We start from the raw sequence: 22,517 nt of genomic DNA, 5'->3' as shown, positions 1-22,517 counted from the left end.
GGTCATACGTCTTCGCCGCAGCACTCGGCGAGAACGTCAAGCACCGCCGGACACGGCCATACCGGCCCCAAACCAACGGCAAGGTCGAACGCTTCAACCGAACCCTGATGGACGAGTGGGCATACGCCCAGATCTACCTGTCTGACGAGGACCGCTCAGCGACCTACGCCGACTGGTTGCACTCCTACAATCACCACAGACCCCACACCGGAATCGGAGGCTTCGTCCCCGCCGACCGCGTTCACAACCTCCCGGGGAACTACAGCTAGGGCGCTGAAACTTGCTCGTCGCGACCACCTCGCAGCGGATCCCCTCCGAGGCCAACGTCCGATACAGCCCGAACCCCGTCGGTCCGGCCTCATCGGCCTCGACCACCGGGCCATATAAGCCGTCCAGCCAGGATCGGACATGCTCATGCGACGGCGCCAATCTAGCCTCGACCAGCTCACCCGTGACGCCATCGATCGCTGCGGTGACAACCGATCGTGCGTGCACGTCCAGTCCCACACTCGTACGCTCCGTAAACACCGGGGCTTCCCACAATGTCAGATAGCGAGCAGGACGCCCCTGTTCGGTAACCCACGAATCTTTTGAGCGAGGCCCCGGCCCGCCCCCCCAGCAGCCCTGAGCGGTTACTTCATACCGCCTAGATGTACTCGGCGGGGACTGTGGGTTTAACGGTGTTTCCGGCCTGACGCGCCGCGCGTGATGCGTGGCGGGAAAGGTGCCGTGATGACAACGACACTGGAAGTTGTGAGTCCGAAGAAACACCACGATGATGATCGGTCCGCGGAGGCCGCTGCGGCGGCAGAGCTGGTCCGGCTGGCCAAGGAACAAGGCCTGGCCTTGACCGGCCCCGACGGGTTGTTGAAACTGTTCACGAAGAACGTGCTCGAGACCGCGCTAAACGAGGAGCTCACGGAGCATCGCGGGCATGAGAAGAACCATGCTGACCCGGATGGCGAGGACAGGAACGTGCGTAACGGGACGAGACCCAAGACGGTGCTGACCGAAGCGACCGGGCAGGTCACGATTGATGTGCCGCGCGACCGTGACGGGTCGTTCGAGCCGCAGATCGTGAAGAAACGTCAACGTCGGTTGAACGGGGTCGAGGAGATCGTGTTGTCGCTGTATGCGCACGGGCTCACCACGGGTGAGATCAGTGCGCACTTCGCGCAGATCTATGGCGCCAGCGTCTCGAAGGAGACGATCTCCAGAATCACAGACAAGGTCATCGAGGAGATGAACGAGTGGTCCTCGAGGCCGCTGGATGAGGTCTATGCGGCGATCTTCATCGACGCGATCGTGGTGAAAATCCGCGACGGGCAAGTCGCGAACCGGCCCATCTATGCCGCGATCGGTGTCACCCTCGCCGGCGAGAAGGACGTCCTCGGGCTCTGGGCTGGCAATGGTGGTGAGGGAGCGAAGTTCTGGATGAGCGTGCTCACTGATATCAAGAACCGGGGTGTCAAGGACACGTTCTTCCTCGTCTGCGACGGGCTGAAAGGCCTGCCCGAGGTCGTCGGGAATGTGTGGCCGCTCACGACGGTGCAGACCTGCATCATCCATCTGATCCGGAACACGTTCCGGTTGGCGTCGAAGAAGGACTGGGATGCCCTCAAACGTGACGTGAAGCCGATCTATACCGCCCCGAACCCGAACGCCGCTCGGGCCGCGCTGGAGGACCTCGACGAGAAGTGGGGCAAGAAGTACGCAGCGATCATCCGGCTCTGGGATTCCGCGTGGGAAGAGTTCATCCCGTTCCTGGACTACGACATCGAGATCCGCCGTGTGATCTGCTCGACGAACGCGATCGAGTCCCTCAACGCCCGATACCGGCGAGCAGTCAGAGCTCGGGGCCATTTCCCGACGGAGCAGGCAGCGATCAAGTGCCTGTATCTTGTCACCAGGTCACTCGACCCGACCGGTGCGGGACGGGCCCGATGGACGATCCGATGGAAACCCGCTCTCAACGCATTCGCCATCACCTTCGCTGACCGCTGGCCGGCCGCGGAGACCTACTAAATGAAAACCGCCGGAAACACCGTTACCGAGATAGTCCCCGTCATGGGCAGTGTATTTGCGCTTTTCTACGTGCTGCGCGATTGGCGCAGGCGTTCGGACGCGAATCGCAGTGCGTCCGGGCGGGCCGCCGCGTGGACACCGTGGCCCGTCCAGTAGGAACGCATCCGGATGTCGGAGCCGGCGGCGCGGCTGTCCCGCACGTAGCGCCCGGTGAGCGGCCACGGCACCACCGGGTCGAGCCGCCCCTGACCCACGAGCACCGGAGCCAGATGAGCCACCGCCGACGGCAGTCGCGAGTGCTCGCGCAATCGGCGCACCACCGACTTTCCGAGCGGGCGGCGCAGCAACGACCCGACCGACCACGAACGCGTCCGCTCCACCAGCTCGGCGTAGTGGTACCACGGCGACGAATCGACCAAATCGCGCCCGCGCTGCGTCAGTACCCGGTCGAGTTCCTCGCGCACACCCGGATCGGCGCTCTCGAAGCCGTGGAGGATGTACCCGAAGTACGCAACCAGATCCTTCACCGGAAGCCAGGGCACCCACGGCCCCGCCAAGTAGAACTGCGGACCCAGATCGGTGGGCGGGCAGAGCGCGACCGTTCCGATCAGCTCCAGCCCCGGGGCCCGCGTCGAAACCAGCGACGCCGATAGGGCCGCGTGCCCACCCTGGGATCCACCGAACACCATCCACCGGTCGTCCAGTCGAACGCCGAGGTCCGGCGCGAGCCGATGTACCGCACGCACCGAGTCGACGACTTGGCGCCCCGTGCCGAAGTGGTTGAGGTAGGCATGAGGACCTTCACTGCCCAGACCGGCGTAGTCGACAACGACGAGCGCGAAGCCCAAGGCTATCCACGGTGCCAGGAACTCCCCGATCGCCGGGCCGACGCCGCGCGAAACGGAGCACTGCTCCCCCACCCCCGTGGTGCCGTGGCAGAACACCACCACGGGGCGCTCCTGGCCTGCACGCACCGGCGCCTGGAACGACGCGGTCGCCACGCGCGGCTCGCCCGCGGAGCCGGCCGATCGATAGCTGAAGAGCACACCACGATCGGCACCGGGAACCAGCAGGCCGGGTTCCAACTCCTCGGTGGCGACGACCGTGCCGGCCAGCGGGTCAACACTCATGAAGGCCTCTCATCGCACGACGAATGGGACGACAGTGATCGCCCAGATGATCAGCACGGCCAGACTGTCAGTCACGGACCACGGGCGACCGGCACGCTCGGTACGCATCGGGTAGGCGCCGAATCCTCGCGACTCCAGCACGAGCGCCTGGCGTTCGGCATGTCGGATCTGCGAGGCGAGCAACGGCACGACGGGTTCGAGGAATCGCTGGACCGGACTCCACGGACGACCGCGGTGGGCGCTACCACGGACGGCCCGCGCCGAGCGCACCAGCTCGAGCTCGGCGGCCACGGCGGGAAAGAGCCGCGCTCCGCTCAGGCCGGCGTACCCCCACCGGTACGGCAGCCGCAGGTTCGTCACCAGCGAGCGCACGAGATCGCGTCCTGAATGTCCCGAGAGCGCGACCAACAGCGTCAGCACCATCATCGTGATCACCCGCAGACCTGCCGCCAGGGCAATGGCCCAGGGCTCACCCTCGACCCGGTCGGCGGAAATCCACGGACGCAGCGCGAGCGTCAACAGCGTCACCATCGCCGCGGCGCCCGCCACCACCGCAGCGATGCGGCGCCACGGCGCCCCGGAGGCCACCAGCAACCCGAAGCCCAGCCCCAAGAAGCACGCAGGAACGGCCACTCCGCGCGAGAACAGCACCAGGATCGTCGCCGGCAGCACAGCCGCCACCAGAGCGAGCGGATCGACCCGACACAGCCAGGCGCGCGTCATGACTCGGCCTGCCCGTCTCGCACCGAACGCCACCATGACGATCCACCCGGGACCGTGGACATGGCACGATCCATCGCCGGGCGCCGCAGTCCGGCACGCTCCAGCGCCTCATCGTCGGCGAGCAGGTCGAGCGCCGTGCCCGACCGCACGACGGTGCCGCCGGCCATGAGCGCCACCGCCGTCGCCGTGGACTCCACCAGGGCGAGATCGTGTGTCACCACGACGATCGTCGTGCCGCGGGTGTGCAGGTCGAGCAGCAGGCGACGCAGCCGCGCGCCGTGGTGCGGATCCTGACCGTACGTGGGCTCGTCGAGTACCAGCAGCGACGTTCCCGTGCCCAGCGCGGATGCCACCGACAGCCGACGCTTCTGCCCTCCCGAGAGGGTGAACGGATGCTGATCGCTCATGTCGGTCAGTCCGACCAGACTCAGCAGCGGCTCGACGTGCGCGGCGACCTCTTCCTCGGTCAGGCGGGCCCGTCGCCAACCGTGGGCCAATTCGTTGTAGACGGTCGATCCGACGAACTGGTGCTCGGGATTCTGGAACACCAGGCCCGCCCGGTGCCCCCGTGGCACGTCGGGCGCCCAGACGATCTCCCCTGCGGCTGGTCGGTACAGACCCGCGAGCGTGCGGGCGAGGGTCGACTTGCCGACACCGTTGACCCCGATCAGCGCCGTGATCGAACCGCGAGCGACCGACAGGTTCACGTCGGTGAGCACCATCGCACGGCCACGACGCACGCTGACGCCGCGCACACCGACCAGTTCCTCACCCGGCTCGGCCGATGGCTGGCCGCCGGTCTGGACCGGAAGGGGCCGCGGATCGGACCGGACTTGGCGAGCTAGTTCCACCGGCTCGGTGGTCTGCGAAACTTGCCAGCCGAGCTCGCGCAGCAATCCCGCGGCATGGATCGGACCGGGGACGGCGACGCCAGACTGCCTCAGCGCGGCGAGGCGCTCGGGCGCATACAGCAGGTCCGGCGGGCCGTCGTCGACGATCCTGCCGTCGGAGCCCAGGACCACGATCCGGTCGACGATGTTGATCACGAGGTCGACATCGTGCTCGACGATCACGATGGCCGGGGCCGTCTGCGGCTCGCTGACCGCGAGGCCACCGAGCAACGCGTAGAGCTCGTCACTCGCCACCGGATCGAGGTTGGCGGTCGGCTCGTCCAGGATCAGCAGCCGGGTGCCCTGCGCGAGCGCCCCCGCCACGGCGAGCCGCTGACGCTGGCCTCCCGACAAGCGCGACGGGTCCGCGTGGCGCTGCTCCCACAGACCCATTGCTCGTAGGGCGTTCTCCGCCCGCCGCTCGATCTCGGTGGCATCGACGCACAGGTTCTCGGCCCCGAAGCACACCTCCTCGAAAACCGTCCCGGTCACCGACGGGCTGTCCGCGTCCTGGAACACGACCGCCACGTGCTCTGCCAGGCGCGGCGTCGAGGTCGTCGCGACTGGGTGCCCGGCGACCTCCAGCGTCCCGGTGACGGTCGCGGCGATCGACTGCGGGATCAGGCCGTTGATCGTCAGCAGCAACGTCGACTTGCCAGAACCACTCGAACCGGCGAGCAGCACCACCTCACCGGGATCGACCGTCAGATCGACTCCATCGAGCACCCGTCGGCCGCCGAAGTCGACGCCGACCGATTCCATTCGCAGCACCGCAGCACCGTCGCTCATGCGGCGCTCACCCCGACACCGGCCAGCGCCAAGCGCGAACGCAGCGCGAGGGCGGCCAGCGGCCAACCCAGGTAGGACAGCACCACCACCGCGATCGTGACCGTCGCGTACACCGTGTTCATGGACGCCAGGTCAAGGGCGACCCAGACGCCCGCCGCGTGCACCACGCCAACGCCCAAACACGCCACCGGCCAACGCCATGTCTGCCAACGTCGGTAGCCGTCGACGGCGAACAACGCCTCCAGAAACAGTCCCTGCAACGCCAGCGGCACCAGCATGGCCGAACCGCGCGGGGTCAGCGGCATGATCGCCAGTGCGCCGATCAGCGAGGTGGCCAGCGCCACCCCACCGCGCTTGAGCATCGACTGCGCGAGGACCGGGCCGAACAGGATCGCTCCCGAGAACACCGCGTAGAGCCCGGGCACGGCGACCGCCACGGTGGCCTGCATCCACAGCGCGGGCACCAGCACGACCGAGGAGACCACGGCGATCGCCGAGCACACGAGCAGTTCGCGCGTCGACATCGACCACGTGGACGCGACACTCACGACGACCGAGGAGACTCGCGCTGGGCGGCCGGATCGGATCCGGTCGGCGCCAGATTCGCACGCGATGCGGTCTCTTGGGGATCAAAGCCGATCTCGCGGCGGTAGGCCAGCACGAACCCGGCCACGCTCTGATACCCCACCCGGCGCGCGACGACCTCGACCTGCTCGTGGCGGCACAGCAGGCTCAAGGCAACGCGCATCCTCGCGCGCATTCGCCATGCGCTGAAGCTCAGCCCCGTCTCGGAACTGAAGGCGCGCTGGACGGTCTTGGCACTGACGAACACCTCTTTGGACAGTTCCTCCAGACTGCGCTGATCGGCGGGATGCTCACGGAGCGTCCTGGCGATCCGTGCGGCGGCCGAGTGCTGGGGCATCCGCAGGATGAGCCCGTCCCGTTCCAGGGCGGGCAGCAGTTCGACGATGCGAGTCTTGGCCGGGTTGGGACCGAAGTAGCCGTCGCGGACCTGACCGTTGCCGAGGTAGAGGTCACTGATGTGATGCTGCAGATCTTGGATCGCGAGCGCACGCAACCGGGCGGTGACGCGCAGTTCCGCCAGACTCGACCAGCCCGCGTGGACGTCGCGCGGGCGGGTGAGACCGATCGGAGAGACGAGCGAGCCATCGTGCAAGGTGACGTGATGGTCCGTTCCGGCGGGGATCCACAGCGCGATGTGTGGATTGAGCTCGAAGTAGCTGTCGTCGCAGCGCATCGTGGCCGATCCCTCGATCACGACCGCCAACTCGTCGGCGTCCTCGTGGACGAAGCTGCCGGAGACGGTGCCGATCGTGCTGCTGCCCAGCGCGCGACGCTGCCTCGGACCCACGCCCCTGCCACCTCCCAGCCGGCCAACCGATCGATACTTAGGCAAGCCTAACTCATGTCGTCCGACGCTGGTCCCACGTGCGCGCATCGTGGGACGCCCGGCACTCACGCTCATCGTGGCCTTCCTTTCATCAGCAGGCGCGCCCGGCGACCGGCGAGGACGCCGTAGACGACGGCCACGACCACGACGGCGATGCCGGCCGCCACGAGCGTCTGCTGCGGGATGAAGATCCCCGGTTCGCGCGACTGGTCGCCCGTGGCCGAGACCTCCCTAAACGCCTCGACCGACTCATCCACGACGGAGGTCGCCTCGGTCGTCGCCATGACCTCGGTCTCCGCCGGGGCAGTCGGCTCCTCCACCACGGCCGAGGCTGATGCCGATGCCGTGGGGGTCGTGAGAGTCGTGGCCGTCGGCGCCTGTTGCGCCGCGGCGCGAACCGGAACCTTCGCGATGACCCGGTCGATCTCGCGGGTGTAGTAACAGAACAGACCGATCTGCTGACTGCCCGCCTCTCCGTACACCGTCGACATCGCCGTGAAGGCCACCTTCGCCGGCTGCCCACCGGGCTTCGGATTCGCCACCGATCCATTGCGCGGGAACTCCACCACCACCTCTCCCGTGGCACCGGCCGGAACCGTGAAGGCCGGGACGCTGACCGGCGCCGAGACGGTGAACGGCCTGAGGATGCGGGACTTCGGCGTCTGGATCCGCGACGTGCGGATCAAGGTCGTCTTGCCGCCGACCGTCACCGGGAGGGCGACCGTGTCCGAATAGCCCTGCACAGCAGTCAACTCGGCGGCTGCGGCCGCAGCCCGCACGTTCTCGGGCAGCCGCAGGGTGATCGTGCCCTTGATCGAGACCTTCTCGCCCGGCGAGACGGAATCGGGCACATCAACGCTGAGCAGGATGCCGATGCTGCTCTCACCCGGAACACCCGCGACCTGACAGGTGTAAGTCACCTGTTTCGTGACGGTCTTCGCCGTGGCGGCCGGGGCACCGGCCACCACGATGCCGACCGAGCCGAGACCGGTCAGCAGGGGCAGCAACACTGCCCATCTGACGATGGAGTTTCTCATCCTCGCCTTCCTTCTCTCACTGTGTCCATATCGGCCTATCCGCTCATCGTTCGCGCCGGCTGACTCGAGATGGCCCCGGCGACCGCCCGCGCGGTGGCCCATCGGGCCGCGAACACCACGAGCACCACGACGGCACCGAGCGCGAGCCACCCGAGGCGAACCTCGGGGATCAGACCGAACGTCGCGGCCACCGCGTGCACGGCCCATACAGCGACGGACCCACCGACGAGAAGGCCAAGGGCCGAGCCGAGCGCTGTCAGCACCGTGGCCTCCGTCGTCAGCAGGGCGCGCAGTTGCTCGGTGTCGAGACCCAGCGCCCGCAGAAGACCGTTCTCGCGGCGGCGCTCGACCACCGACAGCACCATCACGTTGGACACCCCGATTACCGCGATCACCAGGGCCGCGGCCAGCAGCGCCATCGTGAACGCCACGACGAGATCGACGACCGTGTCGATCCGCACCGTCAGCGGCAGAGTTCCGCCGACCGCCTGATTGCCGCCGAGGACGGCCTCGGCACGCACGCGGTCGAGAACGCCGGCACGATCCGCCTCAGAATCCAGGCGCAGCCACACCGACCGCAAACTGCTCGAACCGCCCAACTCGTCGAACAGTTCGGGGGCGATCATCGCCGGTACCGGAAGGTCCTTCACGTACGCGACGCGCACGCCCGCCACCGGTCCGGACGGACCACTCAGCGTGACTCGCGCACCGGATTCGAACGGCGGGTAGGCAGACTCCGTCAGGTAGACGACCGGGCCCGACTCACTTTCCCCCAGGTCGAACGGCACGTGGGTGGCCCGGTCGAGTTGCTCGCCGGTCAGCGCGGCGACGGCAACCTCCCACGACATCTGACCCCGCTCGCTCTCGACCCGCAGACCAGAGTCGTCGAGGGCCGCATCGAGGTCCGACACGTCTTGGTTCGCGTCCGCGATCTCGGCGGCCTTCCCGCGGATCACGACCTGGTCGGTGACGACGACCGGTTGGGCCGCGACGACGCCGGGTATCCGCGCCACGTGACTGGCCGTGTCGGAGGTGATCCGCCCTCCCCCATTGCCGTCACCGACCACCACGTCGATGCCCGGCTCGCTCAGCACACGTTCGACGGCGATGTGGCGCAACGACTGCAGGCTGATCCAAGCACCCGAGCACACCGCGACCCCGATGGCGACCGTCAGCACCACGGCCGCACTGCGGACCGCGTTGCGCGCGATGTTGGCCGACGCCAGCGCCGCCGAGGGCCAGCGAACCCAACTGGCGACGTGACCGAGCGACGCCGAGGCGACTCGCACGACCGGGACGAGACCCAGCGAGACGATGGCGCTGAGGAGCCCGGCGAGGACGGGATGCGCCGGGCGAGCGCCCACGCTGGCGCCGAGGGCGGCGACGGGAGGCACGCGCGTCGCGGTCCAGCCCGGTATGACGGCAGCGATCACGGCCAGCACGACCCCCGCGAGCCACGGGGCCAACACCGAACCCGTCGGCGCGATGGTGACGTCGGCGATGGACACGACGCCGGTCAGAGCGCCGATCGCTACCGCCGCCAGCCAGGTCAGGACGACGGCGACAATCACACCGGCGAGCGCAGCCAGCGCTCCGACGAGGGCGGCCTCGACCACCACTGATCCGAACACCTGTCCCCGGCTCGCGCCCACACAGCGCAGCAGCGCCGACTGGCGGCTCCGTCCCGCCACGGTGATGGTGAAGGTCGTCGCGAGCACGAGCGCGCTGACGATGAGCGAGACCGCGACCAGCACGATCGTCACGCGTTCGAGGACGTCGAGTCCCAACCCGAACAGGTCGGCCGTCCCGGAGGCCAGTTCGTCGGCCGTCATCGGCCAGCCACCCGGCGAGAGAGCATTGACGGCGTCGACGACCGCCCCCACGGACACACCGTCTGCCACCGACAGGCGAACCTCGCTGAACCCGTCGATGCCGGCCAGCCGCCTGGCCTCGTCGAGATTCACGATGCCGTAGGCGGCAGTGACGTGGCGCGAGGATCCGCGAGTGTCCACGATCGCGGAGACCGTGAAGCCCTGTGCGTCGACGCCTTGACGGCCGAGCAGCACCCGGTCGTCGACTCCGACGCCGAGACTGCGCGCCGTCTGAGCCGAGAGGGCGATCTGCGCGTCGCCGCCGGAGAATTCCCCGCTGCTCGTGCCCTGCCAGGCCAGCGGCCCGGCCCACGGGCTCTCGATCTCGATACCGCGCACCGTATCGCCGGCACGGACGACCGCGGCGCCGCGCGCGACGGCGGAGACCGCCTGGACCCCGTCGACGTCACCGATTGCACGCACCTGCTCCGGCGACATCGACGCGCCCACCGACTCGCCCGAGGTCGTGGACTCCGAGCGCGTTCCGGCCGACACTACGATGTCCGCTCCCTCGTACTCGACGTGGAGTCCACGGTCCACGGTCGTCCGGGCCGTGTCCGACAGGATCGAGGTGAGAGACAGCAGGCACACCCCGATCGCGATCGCGACTCCGACCGCGATCGAGCGGGTCCACCCCGTCGCGACCGAGGTCCACGCGAGGCGAAGGATCATCGAGTCCGCCCGTCGACGACCTGGATCGTCCGGTCGGCGTACGCGGCGGCGGAATCTTCGTGAGTCACCAGGACCACCGACTGTCCTTCACGATCCACCGCATCGCGCAAGAAGCCAAGCAGTTCGGCGCTACTGTGCGAGTCCAGAGCCCCGGTGGGCTCGTCGGCGAAGACGATGTCGGGCGCCGGCAGGAGAGCGCGTGCCACGGCGATCCGCTGCTGCTGGCCTCCCGACAACTCACCGGGCCGGTGGGAGAGACGATCTGAGATGCGCAGCACCTTCGCCAACCGGTCAAGCCGCTGCGGATCGGGGCGCCGCCTGGCCAACTCGAACGGCAGGACGATGTTCTGCGCGGCCGTCAACTGGGGCAACAGGTTGAATCCTTGGAAGACGAATCCGATGCGTTCGCGACGCAGTGCGGTGAGCCGGCGGTCGGACATCCCGGTGATGTCCGAACCTGCAATGGCGATCGTTCCGCTGTCGGCCCGGTCCAGGCCGGCGAGCACGTTGAGCAGGGTCGACTTGCCGGCTCCCGACGGCCCCATGACGGCGACCATCTCACCGGCCTCGACCCGTAGGCTGACGTGGTCCAATGCCAGCACCGGTTCGGCATCCACGCCGCGATACGACTTGCAGACGTCCCGCGCCTCGACCGCGGCGACCGCGCGGCGCCCAGCCACCCCACTCATCGCGAGACCAGCCTGGTGGTCCGCTGAAGCTGGCTCATCGCGCCGACTCGTCGCGCAGCCGGCGCATCGTGCGGCCGTGGGCCGAGATGATCGCTCCCAGCGCCACCGCACCAGCGGCCACGACGCCCCAAGTCCACACCGAGAGGCCCGCGACGACGGGCTGCGGGCCGGCCGCCGACAGCGGCGCAGTCAGTTCCGAGACGCTGCTCACCGGGACTGTGCGTGCGGGCGTGACGAGCACGTCTTCGGGCACACTGCCCACGTCGTTGCCGAACACCACGTCGTTGGGGATCGAGCCGACCGGAGTCGAGTCGGTGCCAGAGTCCAGGCGACCGCCCTTGACGGTGAACGACAGCGTGCCGGTCCGCAGGGTCGACGACTCGCGGATTCTCACCACGTGGGTGCCGTCTCGAAGTCCGAGCGCGCCGATGTCGACGCCGAAGCTGGCGGTGCCGTCCTTCTTGGAGGTCACCGTGGGCAATGTCGTGCCGATCGTGCTGATACGGGGCACCAGCGGCACCTTGCCGTTGGCATTGCTGACCAGGACGGTGAATGCCGAACTGCCCGACGACAGGTCTGCGGTGTCGATCTCCATCCAGATCTTGCCGGTGGCGCTGTCGTTCTCCACGACCGGCACCTCGGGGTTGTCGATCGCGATCGGATCGTCGTTGACCAGCGCGGCGTCGGGGTCGATCGTCACACTCATGGCGGGCGCCGTCACGCCCCGGGGCAGCGTGCACACCAGGACCGCGTAGAGCGGAGTGGCATAGGCCGGACTCCTCAGTTGCGCGTTCAGCGTGAACGACACGCGGCCGCCGATGTCGGTTCGCGGGTGCGGGATCTGGCTGGAGCCGGGCGGGGTCAGGTCGACGGTGCCGCCGGTGACGTTCCGGGGCACCTCGACCCGGACTCCGGCCGATGCGGCGGTCAGCGTGAACTCGCCCTTCTCCGGCAGTTTGCCCTCAGCACTGATGCGGGCGAACCGGTGAGCGGTCGTCTTCTTGGCGATGGTGGCGTTGAGTTCGACGTTGTCGGTGTATCCCCAGACCGTCTCGAACTGGCCGTACCCGGACGCCATCTCGCTGAGCATCGCAGGCAGCCCCAGGTCGAAGGTGAACGGGACCCGGAACTTCGAGCCCGGCGCGACGCGCTCGGGCAGGGTCGCAGTGCCGGTCAGTTTGACCGTGGTCTTCACATTCGACCCCGAGGGTACGCACGCGTAGGTCGTGCTGAAGGTCTTCTTCACCTGGGTGACCGCCGGCGCCGAGGTGTCGGGCGTGACCGCGACCTGGCCGAACGTCCGCTCGCCCGCCGCCGTGCACTCGGTCGGCTGGAAGTCGCCTTCGACACCTGCCCTCCGGTAGCCGATCTGGAGCTTCAAGTTCTCCCCGAGGGCCAGCGCCGCCGTGCCCGAGCCCGCCGCGGGCATCACGAAGGCCGAGAGGGTGCCCTCGACCTCGCCGACGACCCCCTCCCTGGCCCCCTGCCCGGTCAGGTCGATCCAGTCCGACGCGCTCTCGCCGATGGCCGCTTCCTCCACGACAACTCCATCGTCCAGGACGTTGAGCCACGCCCCCGCGATCCCGACCTTCACGGCATCGAACGCGAAGCCGTCGCTGAGCTCGGCGCCTCGGGCGAACAGGTCACCCACGTGAAGGGAGAAGGTCGCGTCACGGGACACGACCTCCTCACCGGCCGTCACGGCGTCAGGCAGTTCAGTGCGAACGCGCACCGAGAGCGGCCAGGTCTCGACGTCGCCCCTGAAGACACGGTTGCACGTGAAGACCACCTCGGCGTCGACAACGCTGCGCGCGGTGGTCGACGCCTCGGCCGTCACGGTGGCGGCCCCGAGAACCACCGACACCAGACCGAGCACGACCTGACGAACCCGAATGGCATTCATGATGACGACCTCGCGACAGAATCTGCGCCGAGCACGGACAGCGAGAACGCGATCGCGTCGGCGTTCGCCTTGCTCCCGACCTGATGGCCTGACACATAGCGGTGAAGGGTGAACTGCTGCCCGCGGCGACGCGCTCGGGCGACGAACCTCTCCGCCAGCGGCGCCGGGCAGATCGGGTCGAACACGCCCGCTGCCACGAGAACGGGCACACTGTAGCCCTCGGTCGGCAGATGGGTCTGCTCGTCGAAGGCACGAGCAACGGGCGTGCGCCGGAGTCCGCGCCGGAACATCGTTCCGACGCCAATCCCGCGGGTACGCTCCACCATCTGCGCGTAGCCGTACCACGGCGCCTCGTCGACGAGGCGCTGACCCAGCGGGGTGAGGTAGGGCGAACTGTCGACGTCGGGACGCGAGACCCGCAGGCCGGCCAGGATGTAGGCCAGGTAGGTGACGAAGTCAGGCACCGGCAGCCGTGGCACCCACGGGCCCGCCAAGGCGACGAACCTCGAGATCAGGAGCGGCGGGCACACGGCGATCGCGCCGACGTGGCGCAGGTGCGGCGCCCTGCTGGCCGACAGGTGCGCCGTGGCGATCGCCGCCTGACCGCCTTGCGATCCGCCCATCGTCACCCAGCACACTGAGAGCTCAGAGACCATCGATCGCGCCGCACTGACGCTGTCGATCACGTTCGCCCCCGACGCGGCGGAGGAAAGATAGGGGTGACCGCCGGGTGTGCCGATGCCGGCGTAGTCGGTCGCGACCACGGCGAACCCACGCTGGATCCACGGTGCCAGGAGGTCCCCATGGAGAGCCAGAAGGTTCGAGACAGTGCAGTGCTCACCGACGCCGCTCGTGCCGTGGGCGTACGCCATCACCGGCCAGCCACCTACCGGGGCAGTCCCTTCCGGGACCTGCACCACGGCGGTGACCGGTCGGCGCTCCCCCGAAGCTCCCTGCGAAACGTAGGTCATTCGAATCCCACGGGCGGCCCCCCGCACGAGCTCGTCGGACTCGATCGTCTCGTGGTTCAGCACGTCACCAAAGACGCGAAGGCTCGCTTCGTTCGATCCGGTCTCGACCACGCTGTGCAGGCTCACTTCGTGACCTTGAGCTTCTTCCTGATGGACTTCCTGACGTGGTTGGCGTCGCCGGCATAGGCGGCGGTCACCTTCCAGGCGCCCTTCGCGAGTTTGGGCAGCCTCACGCTCGCCTGGCCGTTGGCGTTCACCTTCGCCCTGACCCTCTTGGTCTTCTTGCCCTTCTTCAAGGTCACCGTGACCGTGCCACGCGGCTTGGTTCCGGTCACCGACCGCACCGTGACCACGGCCTTGCCTTTCTTCTTCGACGTCGGCCTCTTCAACACGCGCACCGACGCGCGAGTGCCGGCCTTCGCGACACCGACCCGGACGGCGATCGGGCTGGGCGACGCGTAGTTGCCGTCCGCCGGGACGAAACTGGCTCGGTAGGTCGTGGTGCCGGCCCGCAACGTCTTCGGCACGGTGAACGCGAGGCCCTGGCCGGCGGTCGTGGCAGTCTTCGTGCCCAAGCCAGCCACCGTCACCGCGCCTGCGGCGGGCGCCGTGACCGAGATGGTTCCGCTCCTGCCGTGCACGATCGAGGCGCCCTTCGCCTTCAGCGCCGCCGACGGAGCTCGGGCGACGGTCAGACTCGCTGCGGCGGCTCCCGGACCGTAGATATCGTCGCCGTCGTAGATGGCCGAGATCTGGTGGGTACCTGCGGCCAGATCGCCAGGGAGCACGACCGCGGCACTTCCGCCCTGGAGTGTCACGGTCCGGGTCTCACCGGCACCGACGACGGTGACCTCACCAGTGGCGCCCGGCACCGAGACCGACGCCGTGGCAGCCCGCCCGTGGACGACGGACGCGGGCACCAGCAACGCCACCTCGGGCGCGATCAGTGAATCGTCCACCTCGATCGTGGCGATCTCGGGGCCTTGTAGCGCACTGTCGCCGACACCGCAGCGCGCCGGGGCGTCGTAGTCCAGTCCGGTCTCGTCGGAGACCAGGTTCGCGAACATCGTGAAGGCGACGAACATGGTGTCGCTGGCGCTCGGGAACCACGGATCCTGGGTGTTGTCATTGTCGGGCAGACGGACCTGGATCACCGAGCCGTCGGGGGTGCCCGCCGGCACGTCGATCGCCGACAACGTTCCGCTGGCGGTGACGCTCAGGTCACGTTCCCCGTCGAATTCGTACGAGGGCGTCGTCACCTCGGCGATCGCGTGCTTGCCCTCGACACCGTTGATCGTGGTGTTGAGAGCCAGGGTCCCCGCGCGGCCGACCAGCCGGGTGAACGGCCCCAGGGGGTGGTTGGCGCCGAACTCCAACAGTACCCGCGGCAGCGTGATGTCGATGCTGAACGGGCGCGCCGGAATGCTCGTCCCCGGCGCCACCTTCCTGGGCAGAGCCATCCGCGCGGTGGTGGCGAACTCGTACGGATTGCCGTCCTTCAGTTCGTTGATGCTCAGGTCGCATTCGTACGTGTGACTCACCCCGACCGGCTCTGCGCGGGCGGCACCGGCGGTGGCGCCCAGCAGGCCCACGACCAGCGCAGCAGCCGTGACCGTGGCGAGTGGTCCTCTCACTTCTTCACCTTCAGTTTCTTGACCTTGACGGTCTTCTTGAGATGGTTGACGTCACCGCCATACGCCGCGGTGAACTTCCACGTGCCCTTCGCGAGCTTCGGCAACCGCACACTCGCCTGACCCCGCGCATTCACCCGAGCACTGACCCGCTTGACCTTCTTGCCCTTGCGCAAAGTCACCGTGACCTTGCCCCGCGGCTTCGTACCAGTCACCGACCGCACCGTCACCACGGCCTTGCCCCGCTTCTTCGACGTCGGCCTCTTCGACACCCGAACCGACGCACGCGTGCCCGCCTTAGTCACCACCAACGTCTTCGAAACCGCGCCAGCCTGATGCGAGCCATCACCGGCATACGCAGCCTTGAGGCCATACCGCCCCGGCCGCAGCGTCCTCGGCACCACGAACGACACCTTCCCACCCGACAGACTCCGCGACTGCGCAGCGCCCGCACCGGTCAACGTCACCGCGCCAGTCGCACCCGGTACCGACACACTCACGACACCGGCGCGGCCATACGCCACCGACGACGGAACCGACAGACCCACCGCACCCCGAGCCACCACAGGGACCGAACCCAACGTCCCATCACCCTCGAGTTGTTCGATGAGGAACTCGCGCATCTCGTCGGGGACCTCCGCTTCCGATTCGGTCAGCATGATCGAGGGGTACCGGCTGACGAACTTCCAGTCCAGGTCCGCGTTGTCGAGAGCGAGAGTCAGCTTGCCGGAGGCGTCGGCGGGAATGGCGAACGCGCCCAGCTCGAGTCGATAGACATTGCGCGAATAGACGTTAGGCGTCGGCGGGGCAACGGTGATCGGGACCTTGATCCGGTGCCGCCCGACCGTGGCCGTGGCCGTGAAGCCCTCGTGCCACCGCGTATTGAGTGCTCCGCCGTCGTTGGGCTCGTCATATTCCTCTGCGGGTTCATGGGCCACCACCGAGATCGCCGACACCTTCTGACCTGCGTAGACTTTCTCCGGAAGCGCGCCGAAGAAACTGATCGGGTTGTCCTGACCCATGAATTCGTTGTGCAGGTTCAGTGTCGCCAGCGGCTCACCGGTCGGCCGGTCCGCAATGGGATCGGAGTAGCGGCTCACCACGATCGGCGATGCAAGCCGGATCCTACCGTTGTACTCCTCGTCGCAGGTCGTCGAGATGCTCGTCGGCTCGGTCTCCCCTTCGCGGACCACGCTCGCCGTCACGGTGAACGGTCCGGTCAGTGATCGCTCCGACCAGCCGTCGGCATTGGTGTCCGATGCGGTGTAGGCCGGCAGGAGAAACTCGCGGTCGGTCCACCGGACCGGGCTGAACTCGTTGACCGGCGCGGGGATGCTCTCCAGTTCCACGGCCGGGAGGGCGACCGATCCGCCAGGAGCTCCCTCCGCAGTCAGCCGCATGCCGTCGATCGTCAAACCGACATCGGTCGCCTTCATGCTGTTCTTCATGAACTGCGCGTTGAGAGCGAGCGTCACGGTGGCTGAGATCGCCTGCGCCTCGATCTGCTCGCCGTCCTTCACCTCGGTGGGATAGTCGTAGCTGAACGGATAGAAGTTGAGATCTACCGTGGCAGGCTCCGTCACGCCGGGAGCCAGCCATGGCGTCGCATCGCAGGACAACTTCTGGGTCGAAATAGTGTGGACCACCGTCGCGGTGGTTGGTTCATCGGCCCGTGCCGTACCCGTCATTGCGCCGAGTAGTCCGGCGGTCAGCGCTGCGGCCGCAGTCGCAGCGATCGTCTTGTATCCGGTCGACGTCTTCACTTCTTCACCTTCAGTTTCTTGACCTTGACGGTCTTCTTGAGATGGTTGACGTCACCGCCATACGCCGCGGTGAACTTCCACGTGCCCTTCGCGAGCTTCGGCAACCGCACACTCGCCTGACCCCGCGCATTCACCCGAGCACTGACCCGCTTGACCTTCTTGCCCTTGCGCAAAGTCACCGTGACCTTGCCCCGCGGCTTCGTACCAGTCACCGACCGCACCGTCACCACGGCCTTGCCCCGCTTCTTCGACGTCGGCCTCTTCGACACCCGAACCGACGCCCGAGTACCCGCCTTCACCACCACCAACGTGCGGCTCACCGTTCCGGCCTTGACGTCGCGATCGCCGGCGTAATTGGCCTTCAGCGTGTAGCGGCCGGCCCTGAGCGTCTTCGGCACCACGAAGGATGCCTTGCCGCCGGACAGGCTCCGCGTCTGCGCAGCGCCCGCACCGGTCAGCGTCACCGCGCCAGTGGCACCCGGCACCGACACTGCCACCGCTGTGGCCTTGCCGTGCCTCACCGACGTGGGGGCGCTCAGCGCCACCTTCGCCACAGTTTCCGTCCCCGCGACGTCGACCTTGCCGAGTTCGGTGCTGCCTGGATGGCGCGATTCGTAGGCCTTGCAGAACAGGACCGCGAACAAGGGCGTCGCGTCCGGCGTGGCCGAGTTGTATATCTGGGCGTTGAGTGTGAAGCTGATCTGCTCCCAGCCCTCGGGAACCATGCTGGGGTTGGCGGCGAGCATCGGGTGATCGATCTGATCGGCTTGCGGCATCCGGATCTCCACGTCCGTCGCCGAGTTCTGCGGGACGTCGATCCACGCGCCTCCGGAGGTCGCCTCCAGGGTGAACGCCCCCGATGTCGGCATCGGGCCATCGGTGAGGACGCGCGGCAACCGGGTGGAATGTCGTCCGTCGGCGTCGTAGCTGGCCACGTCGATGTTGTCGCTGTAACCGCGCACGCGGTCGAAGTCACCGAATCCGCCGACCATCGTCGACAGGATCGCGGGGAACTCTACCGACAGCGTGAAGGGCACCCGGAACCGGTCTCCCGGCCGAGCCAGCGTGGGTACGGTCGCGGTGGCGTTGATCTTGATCACCGCGTTGATGCCGGTCGATCCGGAGATCTTGCACTGGTAGATCGCCTGCTTGGACAGCGTCTTCGTTGCAGCGGTGGGAGCGGGCTCGCCGACGACGTCGATCGTGGCGATGGTCAGATCTCCTGCGGGCTTGCACTCGTCGGCGGTGAACACGCGCGGAACGCTGCCGGTGACCAGGGTGATGTCGCGGCGCAGGTGGTTCGCGAACTGCAGTGAGATCTCACCGCTGGCGTCGGCGGGCACCGTGAAACCCGGGAACAGCCCCTCTCCCTCGGCGACCACCGCACCGGGCAGCTCGCCGTGGATCTGGCTGTCCGGGTCGTCCACCGGGAGGGTCACCGGTTCGAACTCGGCCTCCTCGCCGACCGCGCCGCCCGAGACGACCTCCAGCCAGCCACCCTGCAGGCCGAACGTCGCCGAGTCCGGGTGCAGCGCGGTGGCGTTGGGCCGGTCGTTGAGACCCCGCAGGTAACCCCGGTCGTTGATGCGCCAGGTCGCCGTCCGTGATGCGACGCGTTCACCGGGCGCGACACTCGTCGGCAGGTCGACGGTCACTCCGATCTCGTAGTCGTACATCTGGGAGTCGCCGTAGAAGATGTTGCACTTCCACTGCGTCGTGACCGAGTGCGTGTCGGTGGGCGTCTCGGCCGCTTCGGCCGGCGAGACGATGGAAGTCAGAGCCACGGGCGCGACCAGGGCGACGAGCCCCGAGGCGACGAGGGGGCGGCGGGAGAATCCCGAGAACATGATGACCTTCCTGTCTGGCGCACCCGACGGCGCGGCGCACGACCGGGGCACGAACAACCGCTCGAGCCCCGAGAAACCAAGGTGAGCCTAAGCATCCTCAGGATTCGGAGTCCAGACTGGAGGAAAAGTTGTCTTCTGCGCAGTCGTGCGACAAGTCAGAGGACATTTCCGGCGCTCGATCATCACATTGCGGCCGCGACCCCTCATGATCGAACCCAGCGACAGACCGACGACATCTTGAGGAGAGTCACGTGCCCCGCACCCGACGCGAGCAGAGGATCTACCCGATCAGCGTGCGCGAACTGACCGTCTCCCGGGTGGTCGATCTGGGACCGGGGATGCGCCGAATCACGCTGACCGGTGCGCAGTTCGGCGCCTTCGCGACCGCCGACGGCATCGCGGTGCCCCCGCTGCGCAACGAGGGCTTCGACGACCACGTCAAGCTCATCGTTCCCGGCAACGGCCAGACCGCGGCGCGGCCGCCGAGACAGGTCGAGGGGCACCTGGACTGGTCCGGGAGTTCCCCGGCGAAGGACTACACCCCACGCCGCTGGGACCCGGTATCCGGCGAGCTCGATCTGGATTTCGTCCGCCATGGCACGGGATATGCCTCGTCCTGGGTCGAGACCGTGCACCCCGGGGACACCGCTTTCATCGCAGGACCGAAGAGCTCGGCGCTGCTGCCCGAGGGGGTCGAATGGATCCTCGCCGGCGGTGACGAGACGGCGCTTCCCGCGATCGCGCGGCTGCTCGAGGAGTGGCCCGCCGGCGTGCGCGGCCAAGTGTTCATCGAGATCGCCGACGACACCCACCGCCTCGACGTCGCCTCGCCCGAGGGCGTCGACGTCACCTGGCTGCCACGCGACGGTGCCGCCCCGGGCACCAGCGATGTCCTCGAGCGCGCGATCACCTCCGCCCCCTGGTGGCCGGGAGTGGTGTTCTGCTGGCTCGCCGGAGAAGCGATGCGACTCAAACCGTTGCGCACCTTCCTCAAGGTCGAGCGTGAGGTCCCACGCGACTGCCTCGACATCACCGGTTACTGGCGTCGGACCGCCACCACGCCTGACGAGTCGAGCCGTCCGGCCGACGCCGTCGATCTGGACGCGGCCGAGGAGGCCGCCGTGGAGGAGGCGTTCGACATGACCCGGCCGGTGGTCCTGCGCGCCGCCGTCGCGACGGGCGTGCTGGCGCGCCTGGAACGGGCACCGGCTTCCGTTCCCGCGCTGGCGCGTGAACTGAACCTCGACGCACCCGCACTGCGGGGCTTGCTGCGCTACCTCGCGACTCTCGACGTGGTTGCCCTGGATCCCGCCGACCCGGCGCTGGTCGGCGACGGTTCACTTCGGCTCGGGGCAACGGGCGAGCTCATCGCCACTGCGCTGGACGAGCTGGGCGATCCGGCACTCGACGCTCTCGACATGACTCCGGAACGACTCGTGGCGACGCTTCGCACGGGAGCGGCGGCCCCCACGGCGACGGCCGTTACCTGGCAGATGTCCTGTCCGCTCCGACCGACGACAGCGACAAGGAACTCGCCCACGCGATGACCGAACGCGACCACCAGGATTCGCGCTGGGCCGCTCCGTCGATCGTGCACCATCACGAGTGGACGTCCTACGCCGCGGCACGTCTCGTGGGCGCCGGATCGTCGGCGCTGCGGGACGCCCTGCGCGACGCGCACCCCGCCCTGACGGTGACGCTTGCCGATGATCCCACTGCCGCGGCGACCGGCGGAGCGGATGTGATCGTCGCGACCTGGCTGCTCGAACGCCTCACTGACGAGACCGCCGTCGCCATGCTGCGCAAGCTCGGCGGGGCACGAGTACCGGTGCTGCTGGCCGAGCGCGTGACCGAGACCGGCGACGAGGTGCACGACCACGACGCCGAACTGGACCTGAGGCTGCGCGTCGCCTACGGCTCGGGGCTGCGGACCCCCGCCGGGATCGAGGCCCTGGCTCGTGCCGCGGGGCTCACCCCCGGCGAGCCGAGGGAACTCGGCTGGGACATGCGCCTGTGGAACCTCGGGCCGTCGCAGGGCTGAGCCCTGGCCTGCCCGGGCCGAATCACGACCGCGACTGTCCTGAGCGGCTGCCTCAACACACCCAGAGGACGACCTGCGCCGCGACCGTCGCGCATCGATGCTGGCCGAACTAAGGTGAGGATTACCTAAGAGGGGAGCACTATGCTGGTGGTGGAGGCCGAAGGGCTGCACAAGCGATTCGGCGAGGTCGAGGCCCTACGCGGGGTGGACCTGCAAGTGTCCGAAGGAGAGATCCTGGGGCTGCTCGGACCGAACGGCGCGGGCAAGACAACGACGATCAACGTCCTGACGACCCTGATTCGTCCTGACGCGGGGACCGCACGGGTCGACGGGATCGACGTGATCGCCGACCCGGCCGCCGCACGCGGTCGGATCGGACTGACCGGCCAGTTCGCGGCCCTCGACGACGGCCTGACAGCCCGGGAGAACCTCGTGCTGTTCGGCCGACTGCTGAAGCTGGGTTCGGCCGGTGCCTGGGCACGGGCCGACGAACTGCTCACCGAGTTCGGGCTGGCCGAGGTGGCCCACCGCCGCACGGGCACGTTCTCCGGCGGGATGCGCCGCCGACTCGATCTGGCGGCCTCGATGATCGGCCGCCCTCGGGTGTTGTTCCTCGACGAACCGACGACCGGCTTGGATCCGCACAGCCGCAACGCGCTGTGGGAGGCCGTGCGGTCGCTGCGCGCCGAGGGCACGACGATCGTGCTGACCACGCAGTACCTGGCCGAGGCCGACGAGCTGGCAGACCGGATCGTGGTGATCGACCACGGCAAGGTGATCGCGGACGGCACGGCGCATGAACTCAAACAGCGCACCGGCGGCTCGACCTGTCAGGTCGGCGTGGCCGAGTCAACGGTCGACCGGGCACAGCGAGTCCTGGCTGAACGGTGGGAGGTCAGCCGCGACGAGTTGCTGCTCACCATCCCCGCCGCGGGGCCGCAGACCCTCGTCGAGGTGTTGCGACTCCTCGACGAGCACGACGTGGCCCCGACCGAAGTGGGACTTCGGCAGCCGACGTTGGACGACGTGTTCCTCGCCCTCACCGGACGAGCCTCGAACCCAGCGACCCCCGCCACCGAGACGCCCGCCGGGGCGACCGCGCCATGAGCCCGACCCTCATACCG

General features: G+C 68.2%; 18 protein-coding genes. 5 read left to right on the top strand and 13 right to left on the bottom strand.

Annotated features, from left to right (window positions below; all coding sequences use genetic code 11):
- Positions 1-269, top strand: a 269-nt coding sequence (locus BHE97_RS08280; protein WP_140400060.1) for an integrase core domain-containing protein, incomplete at its 5' end; no start/stop codon positions are given.
- A 463-nt stretch (positions 270-732) separates the two neighbouring features.
- A complete protein-coding gene (locus BHE97_RS08270) occupies positions 733-2,025 on the top strand; it encodes an IS256 family transposase (protein ID WP_087623556.1) in 1,293 nt (430 codons plus the stop codon).
- A gap of 65 nt (positions 2,026-2,090) precedes the next feature.
- Here BHE97_RS08270 and BHE97_RS08265 read toward each other — a convergent pair whose 3' ends face one another.
- The 13 genes from BHE97_RS08265 to BHE97_RS08205 all read right to left on the bottom strand — a co-directional run bounded on the left by BHE97_RS08265 (position 2,091) and on the right by BHE97_RS08205 (position 19,352).
- Positions 2,091-3,155 carry a lipase family protein gene (locus BHE97_RS08265; RefSeq protein ID WP_087623555.1) on the bottom strand — a complete coding sequence of 355 codons (1,065 nt, stop codon included), beginning with the start codon at positions 3,153-3,155 and terminating at the stop codon, positions 2,091-2,093.
- Between the two features lie 9 nt (positions 3,156-3,164).
- The gene (locus tag BHE97_RS08260) at positions 3,165-3,878 is read right to left on the bottom strand and encodes an energy-coupling factor transporter transmembrane component T (RefSeq protein WP_170931337.1); all 714 of its coding nucleotides are present in this window, start codon (positions 3,876-3,878) and stop codon (positions 3,165-3,167) included.
- Positions 3,875-5,557, bottom strand: a complete 1,683-nt coding sequence (locus BHE97_RS08255) for an ABC transporter ATP-binding protein (protein ID WP_087623553.1) — start codon at positions 5,555-5,557, stop codon at positions 3,875-3,877. The genes BHE97_RS08260 and BHE97_RS08255 overlap by 4 nt, the downstream gene beginning before the upstream one ends.
- Positions 5,554-6,081 (bottom strand): ECF transporter S component, encoded by a 528-nt coding sequence (locus tag BHE97_RS08250; protein WP_087623552.1) that lies wholly within the window; start codon positions 6,079-6,081, stop codon positions 5,554-5,556. Before BHE97_RS08250 ends, BHE97_RS08255 begins: the two co-directional genes overlap by 4 nt.
- A 20-nt stretch (positions 6,082-6,101) precedes the next feature.
- Positions 6,102-6,929 carry a helix-turn-helix domain-containing protein gene (locus BHE97_RS08245; RefSeq protein ID WP_170931336.1) on the bottom strand — a complete coding sequence of 276 codons (828 nt, stop codon included), beginning with the start codon at positions 6,927-6,929 and terminating at the stop codon, positions 6,102-6,104.
- Positions 6,930-7,039: 110 nt separating this feature from the next.
- Positions 7,040-8,005: a DUF6801 domain-containing protein gene (locus BHE97_RS08240; RefSeq protein WP_140400058.1), complete on the bottom strand. Its 966-nt coding sequence runs from the start codon at positions 8,003-8,005 to the stop codon at positions 7,040-7,042.
- Positions 8,006-8,040: 35 nt separating this feature from the next.
- Positions 8,041-10,548, bottom strand: a complete 2,508-nt coding sequence (locus tag BHE97_RS08235; protein WP_087623549.1) for an ABC transporter permease — start codon at positions 10,546-10,548, stop codon at positions 8,041-8,043.
- On the bottom strand, positions 10,545-11,237 hold the full coding sequence (locus BHE97_RS08230) for an ABC transporter ATP-binding protein (RefSeq protein WP_087623548.1): 693 nt from the start codon (positions 11,235-11,237) through the stop codon (positions 10,545-10,547). Before BHE97_RS08230 ends, BHE97_RS08235 begins: the two co-directional genes overlap by 4 nt.
- A 34-nt stretch (positions 11,238-11,271) precedes the next feature.
- Entirely contained in the window at positions 11,272-13,140 is a 1,869-nt protein-coding gene (locus tag BHE97_RS08225; RefSeq protein WP_087623547.1) for a DUF6801 domain-containing protein, read from the bottom strand.
- Positions 13,137-14,237 (bottom strand): lipase family protein, encoded by a 1,101-nt coding sequence (locus BHE97_RS08220; RefSeq protein ID WP_087623546.1) that lies wholly within the window; start codon positions 14,235-14,237, stop codon positions 13,137-13,139. The genes BHE97_RS08225 and BHE97_RS08220 overlap by 4 nt, the downstream gene beginning before the upstream one ends.
- Positions 14,234-15,745, bottom strand: coding sequence for an Ig-like domain-containing protein (locus BHE97_RS08215; protein ID WP_087623545.1), 1,512 nt, complete (start codon positions 15,743-15,745; stop codon positions 14,234-14,236). The genes BHE97_RS08220 and BHE97_RS08215 overlap by 4 nt, the downstream gene beginning before the upstream one ends.
- Complete coding sequence (locus BHE97_RS08210; protein WP_087623544.1) at positions 15,742-17,505, bottom strand: Ig-like domain repeat protein; 1,764 nt, start codon at positions 17,503-17,505, stop codon at positions 15,742-15,744. Before BHE97_RS08210 ends, BHE97_RS08215 begins: the two co-directional genes overlap by 4 nt.
- Complete coding sequence (locus BHE97_RS08205) at positions 17,502-19,352, bottom strand: Ig-like domain-containing protein (RefSeq protein WP_087623543.1); 1,851 nt, start codon at positions 19,350-19,352, stop codon at positions 17,502-17,504. The genes BHE97_RS08210 and BHE97_RS08205 overlap by 4 nt, the downstream gene beginning before the upstream one ends.
- Positions 19,353-19,603: 251 nt before the next feature.
- On the opposite strand from BHE97_RS08205, the gene BHE97_RS08200 reads away from it, so the two are divergent.
- The 3 genes from BHE97_RS08200 to BHE97_RS08190 all read left to right on the top strand — a co-directional run bounded on the left by BHE97_RS08200 (position 19,604) and on the right by BHE97_RS08190 (position 22,500).
- Positions 19,604-20,899 carry a siderophore-interacting protein gene (locus BHE97_RS08200; RefSeq protein ID WP_087623542.1) on the top strand — a complete coding sequence of 432 codons (1,296 nt, stop codon included), beginning with the start codon at positions 19,604-19,606 and terminating at the stop codon, positions 20,897-20,899.
- A complete protein-coding gene (locus BHE97_RS08195) occupies positions 20,896-21,393 on the top strand; it encodes a hypothetical protein (RefSeq protein ID WP_087623541.1) in 498 nt (165 codons plus the stop codon). The genes BHE97_RS08200 and BHE97_RS08195 overlap by 4 nt, the downstream gene beginning before the upstream one ends.
- Before the next feature lie 141 nt (positions 21,394-21,534).
- Positions 21,535-22,500, top strand: coding sequence for an ATP-binding cassette domain-containing protein (locus tag BHE97_RS08190; RefSeq protein ID WP_087623540.1), 966 nt, complete (start codon positions 21,535-21,537; stop codon positions 22,498-22,500).
- Positions 22,501-22,517: the final 17 nt, after the last annotated feature.

Origin of the sequence: Aeromicrobium sp. PE09-221 (genome assembly GCF_002174305.1) — a bacterium.
In the GTDB taxonomy this organism is placed as follows: Bacteria; Actinomycetota; Actinomycetes; order Propionibacteriales; family Nocardioidaceae; genus Aeromicrobium.
The sequence above is the reverse complement of the archived record's forward strand: the minus strand, read 5'-3'. Positions and strand labels throughout refer to the sequence as shown.

What these genes read in the sequence shown, in the direction of transcription:
- BHE97_RS08270 (WP_087623556.1), top strand. Translation starts at nt 733, where the DNA reads ATGACAACGACACTGGAAGTTGTGAGTCCGAAGAAACACCACGATGAT.
- BHE97_RS08265 (WP_087623555.1), bottom strand. Translation starts at nt 3,155, where the DNA reads ATGAGTGTTGACCCGCTGGCCGGCACGGTCGTCGCCACCGAGGAGTTG.
- BHE97_RS08260 (WP_170931337.1), bottom strand. Translation starts at nt 3,878, where the DNA reads ATGACGCGCGCCTGGCTGTGTCGGGTCGATCCGCTCGCTCTGGTGGCG.
- BHE97_RS08255 (WP_087623553.1), bottom strand. Translation starts at nt 5,557, where the DNA reads ATGAGCGACGGTGCTGCGGTGCTGCGAATGGAATCGGTCGGCGTCGAC.
- BHE97_RS08250 (WP_087623552.1), bottom strand. Translation starts at nt 6,081, where the DNA reads ATGTCGACGCGCGAACTGCTCGTGTGCTCGGCGATCGCCGTGGTCTCC.
- BHE97_RS08240 (WP_140400058.1), bottom strand. Translation starts at nt 8,005, where the DNA reads ATGAGAAACTCCATCGTCAGATGGGCAGTGTTGCTGCCCCTGCTGACC.
- BHE97_RS08235 (WP_087623549.1), bottom strand. Translation starts at nt 10,548, where the DNA reads ATGATCCTTCGCCTCGCGTGGACCTCGGTCGCGACGGGGTGGACCCGC.
- BHE97_RS08230 (WP_087623548.1), bottom strand. Translation starts at nt 11,237, where the DNA reads ATGAGTGGGGTGGCTGGGCGCCGCGCGGTCGCCGCGGTCGAGGCGCGG.
- BHE97_RS08225 (WP_087623547.1), bottom strand. Translation starts at nt 13,140, where the DNA reads ATGAATGCCATTCGGGTTCGTCAGGTCGTGCTCGGTCTGGTGTCGGTG.
- BHE97_RS08205 (WP_087623543.1), bottom strand. Translation starts at nt 19,352, where the DNA reads ATGTTCTCGGGATTCTCCCGCCGCCCCCTCGTCGCCTCGGGGCTCGTC.
- BHE97_RS08195 (WP_087623541.1), top strand. Translation starts at nt 20,896, where the DNA reads ATGACCGAACGCGACCACCAGGATTCGCGCTGGGCCGCTCCGTCGATC.
- BHE97_RS08190 (WP_087623540.1), top strand. Translation starts at nt 21,535, where the DNA reads ATGCTGGTGGTGGAGGCCGAAGGGCTGCACAAGCGATTCGGCGAGGTC.